Raw genomic sequence first — 17920 nt, forward strand, 5'->3', positions numbered from 1 at the left:
CCGATGAAAGCCCTCGACCGCATTCTCGAATCTGCGCGCCGCCAGCCGATGCGCATCGCGCTGTGCGAAGCCGACGACCCGCGCGTGCTGCACGCGGCCGCGCGCGCGACGCGCGACGGCATCGCGCGCATCGTGCTGGTCGGCGACCGCGCGGCGATCCACGCGGCGGCCACGCGCGACGCGATCGATCTCGACGGCATGACGCTCGTCGATCCGGCCACCGCCGCGCAACGCGACGCGTACGCCGACGCACTGCTTGCGCTGCGCAAGAACAAGGGCATGACGGCCGACGCCGCGCGCGACGCGGTGCTCGACCCGCTCTGCCACGCGAACCTGATGGTGCGGCTCGGCGACGCGGACGGCTCGGTCGCGGGCGCCGTGCACGCGACGGCCGACGTGGTGCGCGCGGCGATCCAGTTGATCGGCGTCGATCCGGCGTTCCGGATCGTGTCGAGCTTCTTCCTGATGATGCTGTGCGAGCCGTTCCACACGATCAAGGGCGGGCTGATCTTCTCGGACTGCGCGCTCGTCGTCGATCCGGACGCCGACCAGCTTGCCGAAATCGCGATGGCCGCCGCCGACAGCGCGCACGCGCTGCTCGGCGAGGCACCGCGCGTCGCGATGCTGTCGTTCTCGACGAGCGGCAGCGCGCACCATGCGGCCGTCGACAAGGTGACGGCGGCGACCGCGCGCGTGCGCGAACTGCGGCCCGCACTCGCGATCGACGGCGACGTGCAGCTCGACGCGGCGATCGTCGCGGAGATCGCCGAGCGCAAGATCGCGCATTCGCAGGTGGGCGGCCACGCGAACGTGCTCGTGTTCCCGAGCCTCGAAGCCGGCAACATCGGCTACAAGCTCGCCGAGCGGATCGGCCGCGCGAAGGCGGTCGGCCCGTTGCTGCAGGGGCTGCGCCGGCCCGCGAACGACCTGTCGCGCGGCTGCAGCGCCGACGACGTGTATCACGTGATCGCGGCGACCACCGTGCAGGCGCAGGCAGCCGCGCAGCGCGCCGCGACCGGCGAGGCCGCGCACGCATGAGCGCCGACAAACTGGCGATCCTGATCGCGGTGATCGGCGCCGGCAGCTATTTCCAGACCGTGACGGGCTTCGGGCTCGGGATGATCGTGATGGGCGCGACGAGCGGGCTCGGGCTCGCGCCGCTCGCGACCGTCGCCACGCTGATGAGCGTCGTGTCGCTCGCGAACGGCGCGACCGCGCTGCCGGGCCGGCTGCATCACATCGACTGGCGCGCGGTCGGCGCGGCGACGCTCGGCATCCTGCCGTCGGTCGTCGCCGGGGTGCTGCTGCTCGAAAGCCTGAGCCGTTCCGCGTCGGACCTGCTGCAACTGATACTCGGCGCGGTCGTGCTGTACGGCGGCCTGTGCGCCGCACTGCGGCCGGCGCCGCTCGCGCAGCGCTCCGGCAACCGCAGCTTCTTCATCAGCGGCATCTTCGGCGGCTTGCTGAGCGGCATGTTCGGCGTTTCGGGCCCGCCGCTGATCTTCCAGTTCTACCGGCAGCCGCTGACGCTCGTGCAGATCCGCTGCGCGCTGATCGTCGTGTTCACGACCACCTCCGCGACGCGCGTGCTGTTCAGCGCGTGCGAAGGCCAGCTCGACCGCGATATCTGGATGCTCGCGGCGCTCGCGACGCCGGTCGTGATGCTGACGACGGTCGCCGGCCGGCACTACCCGCCGCCGCTGTCGCCGGTCGCGTTGCGCCGGCTCGCTTTCGGCGTGCTGATGGCGATCGGCGTCGGGCTGATCGCGACGTCGCTGCCGCCGCTGCTGCATCGGGCCTGATCCGCGTTCGGCTTCAGCACCCTGCCTCGCGCGGTCACGCGGTCGCGCAGTCACGCGCTCATCGTCGCGCGCCGATCCAGCTCGCGATTTCGACGAGCCGCTTCATGTCGGGCGGCGACGCGAGGTCGATCGCGAGCCGGTGCCGGTAGAACGGGCCGAGATCGAGCCCGACGCCGAGCCCGAGCACTTCGACGCGGCCGGCCGCCTGCTGGCGCGCGACTACCTGCTTCAGATGGTTGTCGAGGTAGTACGGATCGTTCGCGAGCGCGGTCGCGCCGTCCATCGGGCTACCGTCCGAGATCACGACGAGGATCCGCCGCGCCTCGGGCCGCGCCGCGAGCCGCGCGCACGCCCATTCGACCGCTTCGCCGTCGACGCCTTCGCGAAACAGGTCGGCCTTGAACAGCGCGGCAATGCCCGTGCGTGCGTGCCGCCAGCGCATGTCCGCGTCCTTGAACACCAGGTGGCCGGTTTCGTTGAGCCGCCCCGGATGGCGCGGCTTGCCGCGCGCGAGCCAGTCCTGCCGCGCGCGGCCACCGTTCCACGCGAGCGTCGTGAAGCCGAGCACCTCGGTCGCAAGACCTGCGGCGTCACCCGCGCGGGCCAGCGTATCGACCATCAGCGCGACGCCGTCGATCCACGCCTTCATCGAGCCCGAGCAGTCGATCAGGAACGCGAGCGCGCAGTCGGCGTGCGGCCGCACGCGTTCGAGCCGGAACAGCCGCCGCTCGGCCGGCGTGCTGACCAGCTGCGCGAGCCGGCGGCCGTCGAGGCGGCCGTGCTCCTCGCCGAACGACCAGCCGTCGGCCTGCGGCACGACGAGCGCCGCGCGCAGCACGCGCGCGAGCCGCGTGACGTTGATCCGCCGCGCGGCAACTTGCGCGTCGAGACGGTCGCGATACTCGCGCAGCAACGCCGCGCGGATCTGCGCGGCCGGCCGGAGCTCGCGGTCGTAGCGCGTCGTGTAAGCGCGATAGATGGCGTCGCCGCCGTGCAGCACGACGCTGTCGCCCGTCTCCACGAGTGCCGGCAGGTCGATGCCCGTATCGTCGAAATCGGCCCACAGCGAGAAGTTCGTCAACGCGTCGTCCTGCTCGCGCGCGTCGTCCGCCTCCGTTTCGACCACGGCTGCGCGCGCGTCGCGAATCATTGCCGCAATGCGTCGCGCCAGCGCCAGCGCATGTTCGGCAAAGTCACGCTGATCATTTCGGCAACGGCGCAGCCCGGCAAGCTGCATGCCGATCTCCGGCACGATCGCCGCACGCGATGCTTCGATCAGGTCTTCGGTTTCGTCGAGCACGGGCCAGCCCGTCAGCCGCGACCATGCAATCTGCGCGACCGTGTACACGAGGATCCCGACATGCGTATCGGCCTGCCCCGACCGGTGAAACGCGCGCGACCAGGTTTCGAAACGATGGCGCAGGTTCTGCACGACGCCGCGCATCGCGGGCGGCGCCAGCGATTCGCAGCGCAGTTGCTCGAGCATGTCGAACAGCACGCGTTCGACCGGATCGTCGCCGGACAGCGCGCGATGCAGATCGGCATCGGAATGCAGGATGCGCAGCGCGGCGCCATCGGCCGCGCCGCGCCAGGATGCGACATCGTCGTCGGCGGCCTGCGCGCGCAGGTGCGGCGCATGGATTGGCAACGGCCGCAGGTCGCGGCACACGCGGCCCGCGCGGTAATGCAGCGCCGCATCGCGCGTCAGCGCGCGCACGGTCGACGCGCCCAGCGCTTCGCGCGCCGATGCGCGGCGCGCCGCATCGCGATCGGCGCTCACCGCCCCGCTCCCGGCTCGCCGCCGCCGGCACGCGACGCTACCGCCAGTTCCTCGCCGAAACAGCGCTGGTAATACTCGGCGACGACCGGCCGCTCGGCGTCGTCGCACTTGTTCAGGAACGTGAGCCGGAACGCGAGCGCGGGATCGCGGAAAATCTGGCAGTTCTCGGCCCAGTTGATCACCGTACGCGGCGACATCAGCGTCGACAGGTCGCCGGTCGCGAAGCCGTTGCGCGTCAGCTCCGCGAGGCTCACCATCGATTCGAGCAGCGGGCGGCCGGCTTCGTCCGCGAGTTCCGGCACGCGTGCGCGCACGATGCCGATCTCCTCGTCGCGCGGCAGGTAGTCGAGCGTCGCGACCACGTTCCAGCGGTCCATCTGCGCATGGTTGAGCATCTGCGTGCCGTGATAGAGCCCGTTCAGGTTGCCGAGCCCGACCGTGTTCGCGGTCGCGAACAGCCGGAACGACGGATGCGGATGGATCACGCGGTTCTGGTCGAGCAGCGTGAACTTGCCGTCGCGCTCCAGGATCCGCTGGATCACGAACATCACGTCGGGCCGCCCCGCGTCGTATTCGTCGAAGATCAGCGCGACCGGGCGCTGCAGCGCCCACGGCACGATCCCTTCCTGGAATTCGGTCACCTGCACGTCGTCGCGCACGACGATCGCGTCCTTGCCGACGAGGTCGAGCCGGCTGATATGGCCGTCGAGGTTCACGCGCACGCACGGCCAGTTCAGCCGCGCCGCGACCTGCTCGATATGCGTCGACTTGCCGGTGCCGTGCAGCCCCTGCACGAGCACGCGGCGATTGCGCGCGAAGCCCGCGAGGATCGCCAGCGTGACGTCCGGGTTGAAGCGGTACGCATCGTCGACATCGGGCACGTGATCGTCGCGCGTGCTGAACGCAGGCACCATCAGGTCCGATTCGAAACCGAACCGTTCGCGGACCGACACCATGCAGTCCGGCTTGTTCGCCACCCCATCCATTGCGTTGCGCTCCTGTCGTTGCTGTGGTCCGGGCCGTGACGCCGCCCGCATCGGTCCCGTTTACGGAACGATTCGTTCCGCCGCCGAAAATTCGTACCGGGTTGCCGGGCCCGCCGCCCCGCGCGGCCGGCCTGCCGGGCCGTTCGGTACAATGGCCGCAGTCCAGTTTCCAGAACGCCCGACATGCTGCCCGCGGATACGCCCACGCTGCGCGCCTTCGCGCTGCTCGAACATCTCGTCCAGGCCGGCGACGCCGTGTCGCTCGCCGATCTCGCGCGCGAAGTCGATATTCCGAAGGCATCGCTGCACCGGATGCTGGCGTCGCTCGAAGCCGGCGGCCTCGTGATCCGCGAGCCGGGCCGCAAGAACGCGTACGCGATCGGCCCGCGTCTCGCGCGGCTCGGCACCGGCGTGATGCTGCACGCGGGCGCGCGCCGGCTGCGCCATGCGATCCTCGAACGGCTCGTCGCCGACCTCGGCGAAACCTGCAACCTGACCGCGCTGCACGACACGGATGTCGTTTATCTCGACCGCGTCGAGGCCGACTGGCCGCTGCGGCTCGACCTGAAACCCGGCTCGCGCGTGCCCGCGCACTGCAGCGCCAGCGGCAAGCTGCTGCTCGCGCTGCTGCCGCGCGACGAGCGCGCCGCGCTGGTGCGCGCGATGGCGCTGCCGCGCCATACGCCGAATACGATCTCGGACCCCGAACTGCTCGAAGCCGAACTCGACCGCACCGCGCACAAGGGCGTCGCGATCGACAACGAGGAATTCGTCGCCGGCATCGTGTGCATCGCGGCGCCGATCGTCGGCGACGACGGCGCATGCATCGCCGCGGTCGCCGTCCATGCGCCCGTGTCGCGCGCGCCGCTGTCGCGGCTGCTCGACTGCGTGCCGCGCCTGCAGGAAGCGGCCCGCGCGCTCGCGGAGACCTTCTAGCGCAGCGCCGCGGTGCGCACGCGCCGTCATGACGCGCGCTGGTAGTAGATGTTCTGCGGATGCCGCGCATCCGCGAAGAAGAACCAGCGTTCCGCGACCAGCCCCGCATACTGGATCACGAACGCCGCGCCGAGTGCGACGGCCGCCGCGACCGACGTCGGCGCGAGCGCGCCCGCACCGGTCAGCACGAACGGCACCGCGAACGCGCCGATCAGGAAACCGGCCTTCACCGCGCGCAGCGTGCCGTTGCCCTGCCCGTGAAAGAACTCCTTCGTGTTGAACGCGCTGGCCGTGAAGCCGCGCGACTTCTGCTCGACCTTCGCGTTGCGGATCCCCGTCGCGCTCTGCACGGTCGACTTCGGCCGCAGCCGCGCATTGCGCGCGAGCGACGCAAGCCGCGTCGCGCAACCCGCGAGCGTCAGCACGCAGGCGGCCGCCGCGAGCCGACCGACCAGCGCCGGCGCGAGCCACGCGGCGCAGGCCGTCGCGAGCGTGCAGCCCGACGCGCAGCCGAGCAGCACGAAGTTCACGAGCGTCAGCGGGCTGGCCCATTCCTGCAGGAAGCGCAGGCACGCGTAGATCATCGCGGTGCAGACGAACAGCGCGACGCTCGCGAGCGCGCCGGCCGCGCCGATCAGCAGCGTGCCGGGCCAGCCGAACAGGTGCGCCGCGCCATACACGAACGCGCACGCGAGAAACACCGGCAGCGCGATGCATTCCCGTGACAGCCACGACGTGCGCCACATCGCGATCGCGCGCCACGCGCGTTCGGGGTGGCCGAGATGGAAGAACGACGCGAACAGGCCGAGCACGCCGAGCGCGACCGACAGCGCGGCGCCGGTCACGTAGAACGCGGCAGCCACGTCGATGCCGGCCAGCCGCGCCAGCGCCTCGACAAGCACGAGCGTCAGCAGCAGGCCCTGTGCGGCGCCGCACAGGGTGGTGAGAAAGACGACCGAAAAGGCTGGGCGCATGGAAACTCCGTCTGGTCTGAATGAAATGCGCGGCGCTCAGCGCTGCGTCGCGAGCGAAACGAGATCGATGTCGCCGCGTGCCGCGCGCGCCTCGAAGGACGCGTCTGCGTCGCCGGTGCCCGACGTGCTGCCGCATCCCCCGCCGCTACCGCAACCGCATCCGCATGACGCCTCGGTCTTCACACGCGGCAGGTAATGGTTCGACGGCCGCGTGTCCCATTCGGGCATCAGTGCGTAGCCACCGCGTTCGCGGATCGCGCGCGACACGTCCGATTCGGGGTCGTGCACGTCGCCGAACAGCCGCGCCGAGGTCGGGCACGCGAGCACGCAGGCCGGCTTGCGGTCGCGCTCGGGCAGCGCTTCGTTGTCGATGCGATCCGCGCACAGCGTGCACTTCGTCATCTCCTTGCGGCCTTCGTCGAGCTCGCGCGCGCCGTACGGGCACGCCCATGCGCAGTACTTGCAGCCGATGCATTTGTCGTAGTCCACCAGCACGATCCCGTCCGACTTGCGCTTGTAGCTCGCGCCGGTCGGACAGACCGGCACGCACGGCGGATCCTCGCAGTGCAGGCACGACTTCGGGAAATGGATCGTGTCGGTCATCGGGAACACGCCGGCTTCGTAGGTCTGCACGCGGTTGAAGAACGTGCCGGACGGATCGTCGTCGTACGGGCGCAGGTCGGCGAGGCTGCCGGCTTCGCCCGACGTGTTCCACTCCTTGCAGCTCGTCACGCAGGCATGGCAGCCGACGCATACGTTCAGGTCGATGACGAGGGCCATCTGGGTCATGGTTGCGCTCCTTCGATCAGCGGTCGTCAGAATTCGGGCCTGCCGACGTCGCACGCCGCAGCCGCGCGGCGAACGCGCCGGTTCCCGCGAAATACGCCTGCACGCGCTGCAGCACACGCGGCGTGCCGGGCAGCGCCGGCATCGGCGCGAACTGCGGCAGCGTCGTCGCCGCATCGGCTTCGGCCGGATAGATGCGTACCTGCACGTCGTACCAGCCGGCCTGCCCCGTCACCGGATCGGAGTTCGACAGCCGCGCACCGGCGCGGGCCGCATCCGGCAGCTCGTCGGTGATCACGTGATTGAGCAGGAAACCGCGCTGCGATTCGCCCGCGGCGGGCCCGAGGTTCCATGCGCCGGCCGCCTTGCCGATCGCGTTCCACGTCCACACGGTGCCGGGTTCGACGGCCTCGCTGTAGCGTGCGCGGCAACGCACCTTGCCCCACGGCGATTCGACGTAGATCCACGCGCCGTCGTCGATCTGCTGCGCGGCGGCCGTCACGGGATTCACGAACAGGTAGTTCTCGCCGTGGATCTGCCGCAGCCATGCGTTCTGCGAATCCCACGAGTGGTACATCGCCATCGGCCGCTGCGTGATCGCCGCGAGCGGATAGCGGTTCGCATCGGTCAGCCCGCTTTCGAGCGACGGATGCCAGAACGGCAGCGGATCGAAATAGCGCACGATGCGCTCGCGCAGATGGTCGGGCGGCTGGCGGCCCGACGTGCGGCCCTGCGCGGCGAGCCGGAATTTCTGCATCACGTCCGAGTAGAGCTGGATCACGATCGGCATGCCGAACTTGCGCATCCCGTTGTCGACCGCCCACTGCATGTACGGGCCGTTGCAGTTGCGCATGTACTGCAGCGGCTCCGGCAGCCGGTGGTGGTACACGCAGTTGTTCTCCGCGTAGCGCTTCCACTGGTCGGGGTTCGGCTCGCCGACCACGGCCTTGTCGCCGTCCTTGCCGCGCCAGCCGATCAGGAAGCCGGTGCCCGAATCCGGCGCGGTCTGGAAGTTGATCACGAAATCCGGATAGTCGCGATACTTGCGCTGCCCGTCCGCCGTCGTGAAGGCCGGAAACTTCAGCCGGCTCGCGAGCTCGATCAGCACTTCCTGGAACGGCTTGCATTCGCCGGTGGGTGGCACGACCGGCACGCGCACCGAGTCGACCGGCCCGTCGAATTCGGAGATCGGCCGGTCGAGCACCGACATCACGTCGTGCCGTTCGAGGTAGGTCGTGTCGGGCAGGATCAGGTCGGCGAACGCCGTCATCTCCGACGCGAACGCATCGCACACGACGAGGAACGGGATCCGGTATTCACCGTCGTCGCGCTTGTCGACCAGCATCTTGCGCACTTCCGTCGTATTCATCGACGAATTCCACGCCATGTTGGCCATGAAGATCAGCAGCGTGTCGATCGGATAGGGATCGCCGCGCCACGCATTGGTGATCACCGAATGCATGAGCCCGTGCACCGCGAGCGGGTATTCCCACGAGAAGGCCTTGTCGAGCCGCGCGGGCGTGCCGTCCGGATGGATGAACAGGTCCTCGGGGCCCGCCGGCCAGCCGAGCGGGCCGGTGGCGAGCGGCGTGTTCGGCTTCACCTGGGCCGGGTCGTTAGGCGGTTTCGCCGAAGGCGGCACCGCACGCGGATACGGCGCCTTGTGCCGGAAGCCGCCCGGCCGGTCGATCGTGCCGAGCAGCGACATCAGCACGGCGAGCGCGCGGATCGTCTGGAAGCCGTTCGAATGCGCGGCGAGCCCGCGCATCGCATGGAATGCGATCGGCACGCCCTTCACCGTCGCATGCGTCTTGCCCCATGAATCGGTCCAGCGCACCGGCAGCTCGATCGCCTGCTCGCGCGCGACCGTCTCCATCTCGCGGGCAAGGCGGCGGATCGTGTCGGCCGCGATGCCGGTGATGTCGGCCGCCCATTCGGGCGTGCAATCGGCGACTTGCTCGCGCAGCAACGTGAACGACGGCGCGACGAGCGTGCCGTCGTCGAGCGCATAACGACCGTCGAGCGCCGGTTCGGCGCCTTCCGTGTGGTGCAGCACTGCCCGGTTCGACTTCGTGTCCCACCACATGCGGTTCTGCGGATACAGCGCGTTGACCTCCGGCGCATCGGCGTCGCGTACGAACAGCCCGAACGTGTCGGCGCCGTCGCGCTGGTCGACCAGCTCGGCCGCGTTCGTGAAGCGTGACACGAATTCGAGGTCGAACGCGTCGCGCGCGATCAGCTCGTGCATCAGCGCCATGAACAGTGCGCCGTCGGTGCCGGGGCGGATCGGAATCCATTCGTCGGCGATCGCCGCATAGCCGGTGCGCACCGGATTGATCGCGATGAAGCGGCCGCCCGCACGCTTGAACTTGCCGAGCGCGATCTTCAGCGGATTCGAATGGTGATCCTCCGCGGTGCCGATCATGAAGAACAGCTTCGCGTTGTCGAGGTCGGGCCCGCCGAATTCCCAGAACGAGCCGCCGATCGTGTAGATCATCCCGGCCGCCATGTTCGCCGAGCAAAACCCGCCATGCGCCGCATAGTTCGGCGTACCGAACTGTTTCGCGAACAGGCCCGTGAGCGCCTGCATCTGGTCGCGGCCCGTGAACAGCGCGAAGCGCTTCGGGTCGGTCGCGCGCAGGTGCGAGAGGCGCTTTTCGAGCACGTCGAACGCGACCTCCCACGACACCGGCTCGAACTGCGCGTCGCCGCGCTCGGCGCCCGGCTTGCGCATCAGCGGCTGTGTGAGCCGCGCGGGCGAATACTGCTTCATGATTCCCGACGAACCTTTCGCGCAGATAACGCCCTGGTTCAGCGGATGTTCGGGATTGCCGTCGATATAGCGGACTTCGCCGTCGCGCAGGTGCACGCGGATGCCGCAGCGGCACGCGCACATGTAGCACGTCGTCGTCTTGATCTCGGCCTGCTCGTCGCGCTCGCGTGCTCGATGCTCCATCGTCTGTCCTCGTTCGCGGATAATGGCGCGCCCCGCCGGGGTGCACCCGTGAATCGGTTCATCCATGCTATGCCGGCAGGCGGCCGACATAAAGTCGCATCCTCTGATCGGTCCTATCGGTCGGCCTGATAGTTGGCCGGACAATCCATCAGGTCGCATGCGCGAAGGCCCGGCGCGCGCACCGGGCCTTCGGCGTCATGCGTTACCGCGCATTACCGCGGCGGATACGCGAGCAGCTCGCTGTCGTCGAGATGCTCGCGGCGGCTGCGGCGCGTCAGCCCGTACGCGACGACCAGCACGCCGAGGCTCGCGATGCCGAGCCAAAGTGGCTTGCGCTGGTCCGGGATGAACGCCATCGCGACGAGGATGCCGACCATGCCGATGATCGCGACCCAGGTCAGGTACGGATACGCCCACATCTTGACGCGCAGCTTGCCGGCGGCCACCGGGTCGAGACGCTTGCGCAGGCGCAGTTGCGAGAACGCGATCAGCACGTACACGAACAGCGCGACGGTGCCGTACGAATTGACGAGGAACGCGAACACGGTGTCGGGCGACACGTACGACATCACGACCGACACATAACCGAACACCGTGCCGAGCAGGATCGCGCGCACCGGCACGCCGCGCTTGTTGACCTTCGCGAGCGCGGCCGGCGCGTCGCCGTGGCGAGTCAGCGCGAACAGCATCCGCGATGCTGCATAGAGTCCCGAGTTGAGCGCGGACAGCACGGCGGTCAGCACGATCGCGTTCATCACGTTGGCGGCGGCCGGCAGGCCCATCACTTCCAGCGCGCTCACGTACGGCGTGGCCATCTGCGCCGAATTCCACGGCACCAGCGCGACGACGAGTGCCACCGAGCCGACGTAGAACACCAGCACGCGCGTGATCACCGAATTGGTTGCCTTCGCAACAGCCTTGGCCGGCTCCTTGGCCTCGGCCGCCGCGATCGTGACGATCTCGGCGCCGAAGTAGAACCCGGTGGCCGCGACCGCCCCGCTCATCACCGGCCCGATGCCGAGCGGCATGAAGCCGCCGTGGCCGAGCAGCGTCGGCAGCACGGCCGTCGTGTGCATCGACGCGGGCCACAGGCCGAGCACGTACAGGCCGCCGAGGAACAGGAACACGATGATCGCGCCGACCTTGATCGACGAGAACCAGAATTCGAACTCGCCGTAGCTGCCGACCGAAATCAGGTTGGTGAGCGTCAGCACGACCAGCAGCGCGAGGCTGATGATCCACGCGGGTGTGTCGGGCAGCCAGAACTGCACGAGCTTCGCGCCCGCGACCGCTTCGAGCGCGACGACGATCACCCAGAAATACCAGTACATCCAGCCGGTGAGAAAACCCGCCATCCTGCCGGGCCCGCGCCAGTTGCCGAACGCGAGCCGCGCGTACTCGTAGAACGAGCCGACGGCCGGCATCGCGCACGCCATCTCGCCGAGCATCCGCATCACGAGCACGACGAGCCCGCCCGTGATCAGGAACGACAGGATCGCGGCCGGCCCGGTCTGCTGAATCACCACGCCGCTGCCGACGAACAGCCCGGCACCGATCACGCCGCCAAGCGCGATCATCGTCATGTGGCGCTGCTTGAGCCCACATTTCAGGTCACTCTGGTTCTTCGAGGGTTGCATGTCTTCTCCATATCCAGTTGTCCGGACGCCGCCCGCGCGTCACCGAAGGGTGAACGCGGGCGCCGCCGGCGACGGCACGTACAGGGGCGCCTGCAGCCCCGGCCGCACGGATTTCTATTGCTTTTCTTGTATTGGCTTGCCCGGCGCGGGCGTGCTGCGTCGCGCCGGGCGGTGTGCGCCGCGCTCAGGGCTTCTCGTCGTTCCTGAAGTACGACACGTAGAGCATTCGCTGGCCGAGGCGCCGGAACGGCGCGAACGGGTGGCCGGGCAGCGGCGACGTGAAGATCGGCAGCGTGTGGTGCGCGCCCTTCCCCGCGATCTGCTCGGCCAGCCGGCGGCCGGCCTGCTGCGAGTACGACACGCCGTTGCCGCCATAACCGAGCGCGTAGTACACCGACTGCCGCGGATCGGGCTGGCACACGCGCGGCATCATGTCGTGGCTCACGTCGACCCAGCCCCACCATGAATAATCGATCTGCACGCCGCGCAGCGCGGGAAACTTGCGCGCCATCCCTTCCTTCAGCAGCTCGAAGTGGCGCGGGTTCGGCGCATCGTCGCCGGTGATCGCGCTGCGGCTGCCGATCTGCAGGCGGCGATCGGGCAGGAAACGATAGTAGAAACGCAGCGTGCGCGTATCGGTCAGCACTTGCGTCGTGCGGAAGTTGCACGCGTCGATCTCGGCATCGGTCAGCGGCCGGGTGACCATCGAGTTCGACAGGATCGGCATCACCTTGCTGCGCAGCGACGGATGCAGCGTCTGCGCGGTATACGCGCCGGTCGCAATGCCGACCGCGCGGGCGCGCACGACGCCGCCGGGCGTGCGCAGGTGGTGCACGCCGTCGATCGTCTCGAAGCCGAGCACGGGGCTGCTCGTATGCACCTTCGCTCCGGCTTCGCGCGCGAGACGCAGGTAGCCGAACGCGAGCTTCAGCGCGTGGATGCCGATGCCTTCCGGCTCATGCAGCGCGCCGGCCGCCTCGTGGTCGTTGATGAATTCGCGGCGGAAGGTCTCCGCGCTGAGCAGTTCGGACGGATAGCCGAACACGTCCTTCCACACCTTCGCCTCGGCCGCGAGCTTCGCCATGATGCGCGGACGATGCGCGATCAGGAAATGGCCGCCCGGCTGCGGCTCGCAGTCGATTTCCGACACGAGCGACTTGAAGTGCTCGAAGCCTTCGAGGATCTCGTCGTGCATCTTCAGCGCGACGTCCTTGCCCCAGCGCTCGATCCACTGCGAGCGCGACAGCCGGCCCGACGCGTTCTGCCCCTGCCCGCCGTTACGGCTGCTGCAGCCCCAGCTCGTGCGATTGGCCTCGAGCACGACGGCCTTGATCCCGTGGTCCCGCGCGAGGCACAGCGCGGTCGCGAGGCCCGTGTAGCCGGCGCCGATGATCGCGACGTCGACATCGAGATCGCGCGTGACCGGGCCGTCGTCGGGCGGCGGGCTGCCGGCCGTCGCGACCCAGTAGGTCGGCGCGTATTGTTTGCCGCAGCCGGGGCCGGGCGACACGAGCGGATCGTAGGTCGGGTCGTAACGCGTATCGTTCGGCCGGCCGTCGGCGAAACCGCTTGCGGTGCGTTCGATGGAACGGGTCGACATGTCAGCCCTCCGATGCGGGCTTGCCTGCCGAGCCGCAACGGGCGCGCGAGGCGATTCGACTGACTGATGCGGGGCGCATGTCCGCCGTGCGGGCGAATGCTGCCGATTGCCTGTGGGTCATGCCTGTCTCCTGATCGTTCTCTTCGGGTCGATCGTGTGCAGATGCTTCAGTGCGGCGATCTGTCAGGGAAAGTGTAGGCAGGCCGTTTTTTCGCAGGTAGGGCCAGTGGGCCGGATTCGCTTGGACCAGCGCGCGGGCCGCCGGGCGGCGGGAGGCGGCGCACCGAACGGCAGCACGGGCATGCAGCCGCCGGCGACCCGATCGCCGATACGACCCCGCGCACCGCCCCGCCCGCCCGGCTCGACGTCACATCGCGCGCACCGCGACGCCGGCCACGCCGCCGCGCTTCTCGATCGCTCGCGCGGACACGATCGACAGGAGTGCAGACAACATCACGTAAACCCCGACGAGCCAGGGTGCACCGCCGTTCGCGCGCAGCAGCGCGGTCGCGACGATCGGCGTCAGGCCGCTCGCGAAGATGCCCGACACCTGGTAGACGAACGAGATGCCCGTATAGCGCACGTTCGCATCGAACAGCTCGGCGAACAGCGCGGCCTCCGGCCCGTACGCCATCGCGTAGAAAATCCCGAACGGGATCACCAGCGCGAGCCATACCACGAGCAGGTTCGACGAGTGCGCCTGCAGCAGCCAGAACGCGGGCAGGACCGACAGCCCGCACAGCGTCGCGCCCCACCGGTACACGCGCGCGCGGCCGAGCCGGTCCGACAGGCCGCCGAACACGGGGATGAATACGCACATCACGACCGCCGCGCTCATCACGCCGAGCAGCGCGTCGCCGCGCGAGATCGACAGGTTGCGCGTCATGTAGCCGATCGAGAACACCGCGAACACGTTGAAGAACACGCCGTCGATATAGCGCGCGCCCATCCCCAGCAGGATCGCCCGTCGATAGTTGCCCAGCAGCTCGACCACCGGCAGCTTCGTGTCGCGCCGCTGGCGCTTGAGCGCGACGAACTCGGGCGTATCGGCCACGCGCGTGCGGATGTAGAAACCCACCGCCACCAGCAGCAGCGACGCCGCGAACGCGACGCGCCAGCCCCATGCGAGGAACGCGGCGTCCGGCAACGCGCGCGACAGCGCCGCGACGACGCCGGCCGCGAGGCACAGCCCGATCGCGAGGCCGATCTGCGGCAGGCTCGCATACAGCCCGCGCCGGTGCGGCGGCGCGTATTCGTATGCCATCAGCACCGCGCCGCCCCACTCGCCGCCGAGGCCGATGCCCTGCAGCACGCGCAGCGTCAGCAGCAGCACCGGCGCCCACATGCCGATCTGCGCGTAGGTCGGCAGGAACGCGACGCCGGCCGTCGACACGCCCATGATCAGCATCGTCAGGATCAGCGCGGACTTGCGCCCGACGCGGTCGCCGAGATGGCCGAACAGCAGGCCGCCGAGCGGTCGCGTGACGAAGCCGACCGCGAACGTCGCATACGCGAGCATCGTCGACACGAACGCGTCGCCGGTCGGAAAGTACTGCTTGTCGAACACGATGCCGGCGACCACGCCGTACAGGAAAAAGTCATACCACTCGACGGTCGCGCCGATCACGCTGGCCGCGGCCACGCGTCGGACGACCCGGGATTCGATTGCCATGCGAGCTTCTCCAGGTAAGGATGCGCCGCGACCTGCCCCGACGCCGTACCGGCGGGGGCATCCGATGAGCGCGCGGCGGCCGTCCGGGCGCAGGCGCACGGGCCGCGCGGGCACGCCGCCCTATGCGACTGCGGCGGCGGCCGGCGCGACGCTGCGGCCGCGATCGGCCTCGCGTGCGTCCTCGAGAATCATGTCGGACGCCTTCTCGGCGACCATCACGATCGGCACGTTGGTATTGCCCGATACGAGGGTCGGCATGATCGAGCAGTCGACCACGCGCAGCCCGCGCGTGCCATACACGCGCAGCCGTGCGTCGACGACCGCGAGCGGATCGCTCGCGACGCCCATTTTCGCGGTACCGGACGGATGGAAGATCGTCTGCCCGTATTCGCGGCAGAACTCGAGCAGTTCGTCGTCCGTCTGCGCATCCGCGCCGGGCCGCACCTCGCGCTTCATCAGCGGCGCCATCGGCTCGGCGGCCGCGACGCGACGCGCGAAACGCACGCCGGCCACCGTCGTGCGGCGGTCGCGCTCGGTGTCGAGATAGTTCGGCTGGATCGACGGCGCGTCGCGCGCATCGCCGGTACGAATCCGCACGGTGCCGCGCGATTCGGGCCGCAACTGGCAGATCGAATAGGTGCAGCCGGGAAACGAATGCACGCTGCCGCCCGCCGAATCGGCCGACAGCGTCGAGAAATGGAACTGGATGTCGGGCGTCGCGGATTCGTCCGGCAACGCGCGGCAGAACATCCCGCCCTGGTTGATGCCGATCGCGAGCGGGCCGCCGCGGAACAGCGCCCATTGCAGCCCCATCTTCGCGCGGCCGACCCACGAACGCAGTTCGTCGTTGGTCGTGATCGGCTTCGTCACCTCGTAGATCAGCCGCACCTGCAGATGATCCTGCAGGTTTTCGCCGACGCCCGCGCGATCGGCAACCACCGGAATCCCGTGCCGGTCCAGCAGCGCGGCCGGCCCGACGCCCGACACCTGCAGCAGTTGCGGCGACTGCAGCGCGCCGGCCGCGAGGATCACCTCGCGCAACGCGCGCACCTCGTGAACCTTGCCGTGCTGAACGTAGCGCACGCCGGACGCCTGCGCGCCGTCGAACAGCACCTTCAGCGCCTGCGCATCGGTTTCGACGTGCAGGTTCGGCCGCCCGCGCGCCGGCTTCAGGTAGGCCACGGCCGTCGAGCAGCGCAGCCCGTTGCGCGTCGTGAGCTGGTAGTAGCCGACGCCCTCCTGGTCGCCCGTGTTGAAATCGTCGACCGTGCGCACGCCGAGCCGGTTCGACGCGGCGACGAATGCATCGACGAGTTCATGGCGCTGCCGGATCGCCGACGCCCACAGCGGGCCGCCGGTGCCGCGCGTCGGCCCTTCGCCCAGCGTGTTGTGTTCGAGCCGCCGGAAATATGGCAGGCACTCGCGCCAGCTCCAGCCGCGATTGCCTAGCGCGGCCCAGTGGTCGTAGTCCTGCTGCTGCCCGCGCACGTAGATCAGCCCGTTGATCGAGCTGCAGCCGCCGAGCGTGCGGCCGCGCGGCCAGTACAGGCGACGGTTGTGCATGTTCGGATCGGGATCGGTATGGAAGCCCCAGTTGTACACGGGGTGGAACATCGTCTTGCCATAACCGATCGGCACGTGGATCCACATGTAGGTGTCGGCGGGGCCCGCCTCCAGCAGGCACACCGTATGGCGGCCGCCGTCGGACAGCCGGTTGGCGAGGACGCAACCGGCCGATCCCGCGCCGACCACGACATAGTCGAAGCTGCGTGTCATTCCGTGTCTCCGTTCCGGTGATGAAAAATCCGGTATGTTTTGTCCAAATTTATTGAGCACACGGAACGCGTACAAGCCGATTTATTGTCCACGCCGCGAATGTGGTACAAAAACCGTTCAATTCGTTTCATTTCTGTCGCACCCATCATCCCGGGACGCACGCCGATCCCGACGGAGGAGACACATGCGCGAACCCGCCCCCGCGCCGCCCGATGGCGCGCCCGCCGACGACGCGCGCGTGCTGCGCGCACTCGCGGTGCTCGAAGCGCTTGCCGCGGCAGGCCAGCCGTACACGCTGTCGCAGCTCGCCGCGCGCCTGCACATCCCGAAGGCGACGCTGCTGCGGCTGATCGAATCGCTCGAAACGCGCGGCTACGTGATCCACATGCCCGACTCGCGCGGCCACGACCGCGGCATCGCGCTCGGCCCGCGCGCCGCGCAGTTCGCGCTCGCGGCGCTGTCGAACAACACCTTCACGCGCGGCTGCCGGTCGGTGCTGCGCGCGCTGGTCGACGTGCTCGGCGAGACCTGCAACCTCACCGCGCTCGACGGCGACACGGTGCTGTACGTCGAACGCGTGGAGACGACCGAGCCGCTGCGGCTCGAGATGCGGCCCGGTATGCGCGTGCCGCTGCATTGCACGGCGAGCGGCAAGCTGTTCCTGTCGCAGATGAATGCACTGGAGCGCAACGCGCTGCTCGCGCGGCTCACGTTGAAGAAGATGACCTACCGGACGTTGACCGATGCGCAGTTGCTCGCGGCCGAACTCGACCGGCTCGCCGCGCGCGGCGTCGGGATCGACAACGAGGAATTCGTGCGCGGGATGGTGGCCGTTGCAGTGCCGGTGAAGGACGCCGCGAGCGGCCGCGTGCTCGCGGCGCTCGCCGTGCATGCGCCGACCGCGCGCGCGACGCTCAACGACCTGCTGGAGAACGTGCCGAAGATGCGCGACGCGGCCACCCGGCTGGCGCCGCTGCTGCATGCGGCCGATGGCGCGCCGCCGGGCTGATGCGGC

The 17920-nt window shown here is 69.2% G+C and carries 13 protein-coding genes; 4 read left to right on the forward strand and 9 right to left on the reverse strand.

Features of this window, described 5'->3' with window-relative positions:
- Positions 1–3 precede the first annotated feature (3 nt).
- Both pta and CUJ89_RS26145 read left to right on the forward strand, forming a co-directional pair.
- Positions 4–1038: a phosphate acetyltransferase gene (gene pta / locus CUJ89_RS26140; RefSeq protein ID WP_114180255.1), complete on the forward strand. Its 1035-nt coding sequence runs from the start codon at positions 4–6 to the stop codon at positions 1036–1038.
- Positions 1035–1802: a sulfite exporter TauE/SafE family protein gene (locus CUJ89_RS26145; RefSeq protein ID WP_114180256.1), complete on the forward strand. Its 768-nt coding sequence runs from the start codon at positions 1035–1037 to the stop codon at positions 1800–1802. The genes pta and CUJ89_RS26145 overlap by 4 nt, the downstream gene beginning before the upstream one ends.
- 58 nt (positions 1803–1860) lie before the next feature.
- Here the strand turns inward: CUJ89_RS26145 and CUJ89_RS26150 are convergent, their stop codons facing one another.
- Both CUJ89_RS26150 and CUJ89_RS26155 read right to left on the reverse strand, forming a co-directional pair.
- Positions 1861–3582, reverse strand: a complete 1722-nt coding sequence (locus tag CUJ89_RS26150; protein ID WP_114180257.1) for a cobaltochelatase CobT-related protein — start codon at positions 3580–3582, stop codon at positions 1861–1863.
- Positions 3579–4568 carry an AAA family ATPase gene (locus CUJ89_RS26155; RefSeq protein WP_114180258.1) on the reverse strand — a complete coding sequence of 330 codons (990 nt, stop codon included), beginning with the start codon at positions 4566–4568 and terminating at the stop codon, positions 3579–3581. Before CUJ89_RS26155 ends, CUJ89_RS26150 begins: the two co-directional genes overlap by 4 nt.
- Before the next feature lie 183 nt (positions 4569–4751).
- Here CUJ89_RS26155 and CUJ89_RS26160 point away from each other — a divergent pair, with 183 nt between their 5' ends.
- The gene (locus CUJ89_RS26160) at positions 4752–5504 is read left to right on the forward strand and encodes an IclR family transcriptional regulator (protein ID WP_114180259.1); all 753 of its coding nucleotides are present in this window, start codon (positions 4752–4754) and stop codon (positions 5502–5504) included.
- A 26-nt stretch (positions 5505–5530) separates the two neighbouring features.
- Here the strand turns inward: CUJ89_RS26160 and CUJ89_RS26165 are convergent, their stop codons facing one another.
- The 7 genes from CUJ89_RS26165 to CUJ89_RS26205 form a co-directional block, all read right to left on the reverse strand.
- Positions 5531–6478: a dimethyl sulfoxide reductase anchor subunit family protein gene (locus CUJ89_RS26165; protein ID WP_114180260.1), complete on the reverse strand. Its 948-nt coding sequence runs from the start codon at positions 6476–6478 to the stop codon at positions 5531–5533.
- Between the two features lie 36 nt (positions 6479–6514).
- Entirely contained in the window at positions 6515–7267 is a 753-nt protein-coding gene (locus CUJ89_RS26170; RefSeq protein ID WP_114180261.1) for a 4Fe-4S dicluster domain-containing protein, read from the reverse strand.
- Between the two features lie 16 nt (positions 7268–7283).
- Positions 7284–10220, reverse strand: coding sequence for a molybdopterin oxidoreductase family protein (locus CUJ89_RS26175; protein ID WP_114180262.1), 2937 nt, complete (start codon positions 10218–10220; stop codon positions 7284–7286).
- 212 nt (positions 10221–10432) lie between these two features.
- Complete coding sequence (locus tag CUJ89_RS26180) at positions 10433–11857, reverse strand: amino acid permease (protein WP_114180263.1); 1425 nt, start codon at positions 11855–11857, stop codon at positions 10433–10435.
- 184 nt (positions 11858–12041) lie between these two features.
- Positions 12042–13457 carry an NAD(P)/FAD-dependent oxidoreductase gene (locus CUJ89_RS26190; protein ID WP_114180264.1) on the reverse strand — a complete coding sequence of 472 codons (1416 nt, stop codon included), beginning with the start codon at positions 13455–13457 and terminating at the stop codon, positions 12042–12044.
- Positions 13458–13824: 367 nt separating this feature from the next.
- Positions 13825–15129 carry an MFS transporter gene (locus tag CUJ89_RS26200; protein WP_114180265.1) on the reverse strand — a complete coding sequence of 435 codons (1305 nt, stop codon included), beginning with the start codon at positions 15127–15129 and terminating at the stop codon, positions 13825–13827.
- A gap of 120 nt (positions 15130–15249) precedes the next feature.
- A complete protein-coding gene (locus CUJ89_RS26205) occupies positions 15250–16905 on the reverse strand; it encodes a GMC family oxidoreductase (protein WP_114180266.1) in 1656 nt (551 codons plus the stop codon).
- A 184-nt stretch (positions 16906–17089) separates the two neighbouring features.
- Here CUJ89_RS26205 and CUJ89_RS26210 point away from each other — a divergent pair, with 184 nt between their 5' ends.
- Entirely contained in the window at positions 17090–17914 is an 825-nt protein-coding gene (locus CUJ89_RS26210) for an IclR family transcriptional regulator (protein ID WP_114180267.1), read from the forward strand.
- The last annotated feature ends 6 nt before the right edge of the window (positions 17915–17920 follow it).

It is taken from the genome of Burkholderia pyrrocinia (genome assembly GCF_003330765.1).
Lineage (GTDB): Bacteria > Pseudomonadota > Gammaproteobacteria > Burkholderiales > Burkholderiaceae > Burkholderia > Burkholderia pyrrocinia_B.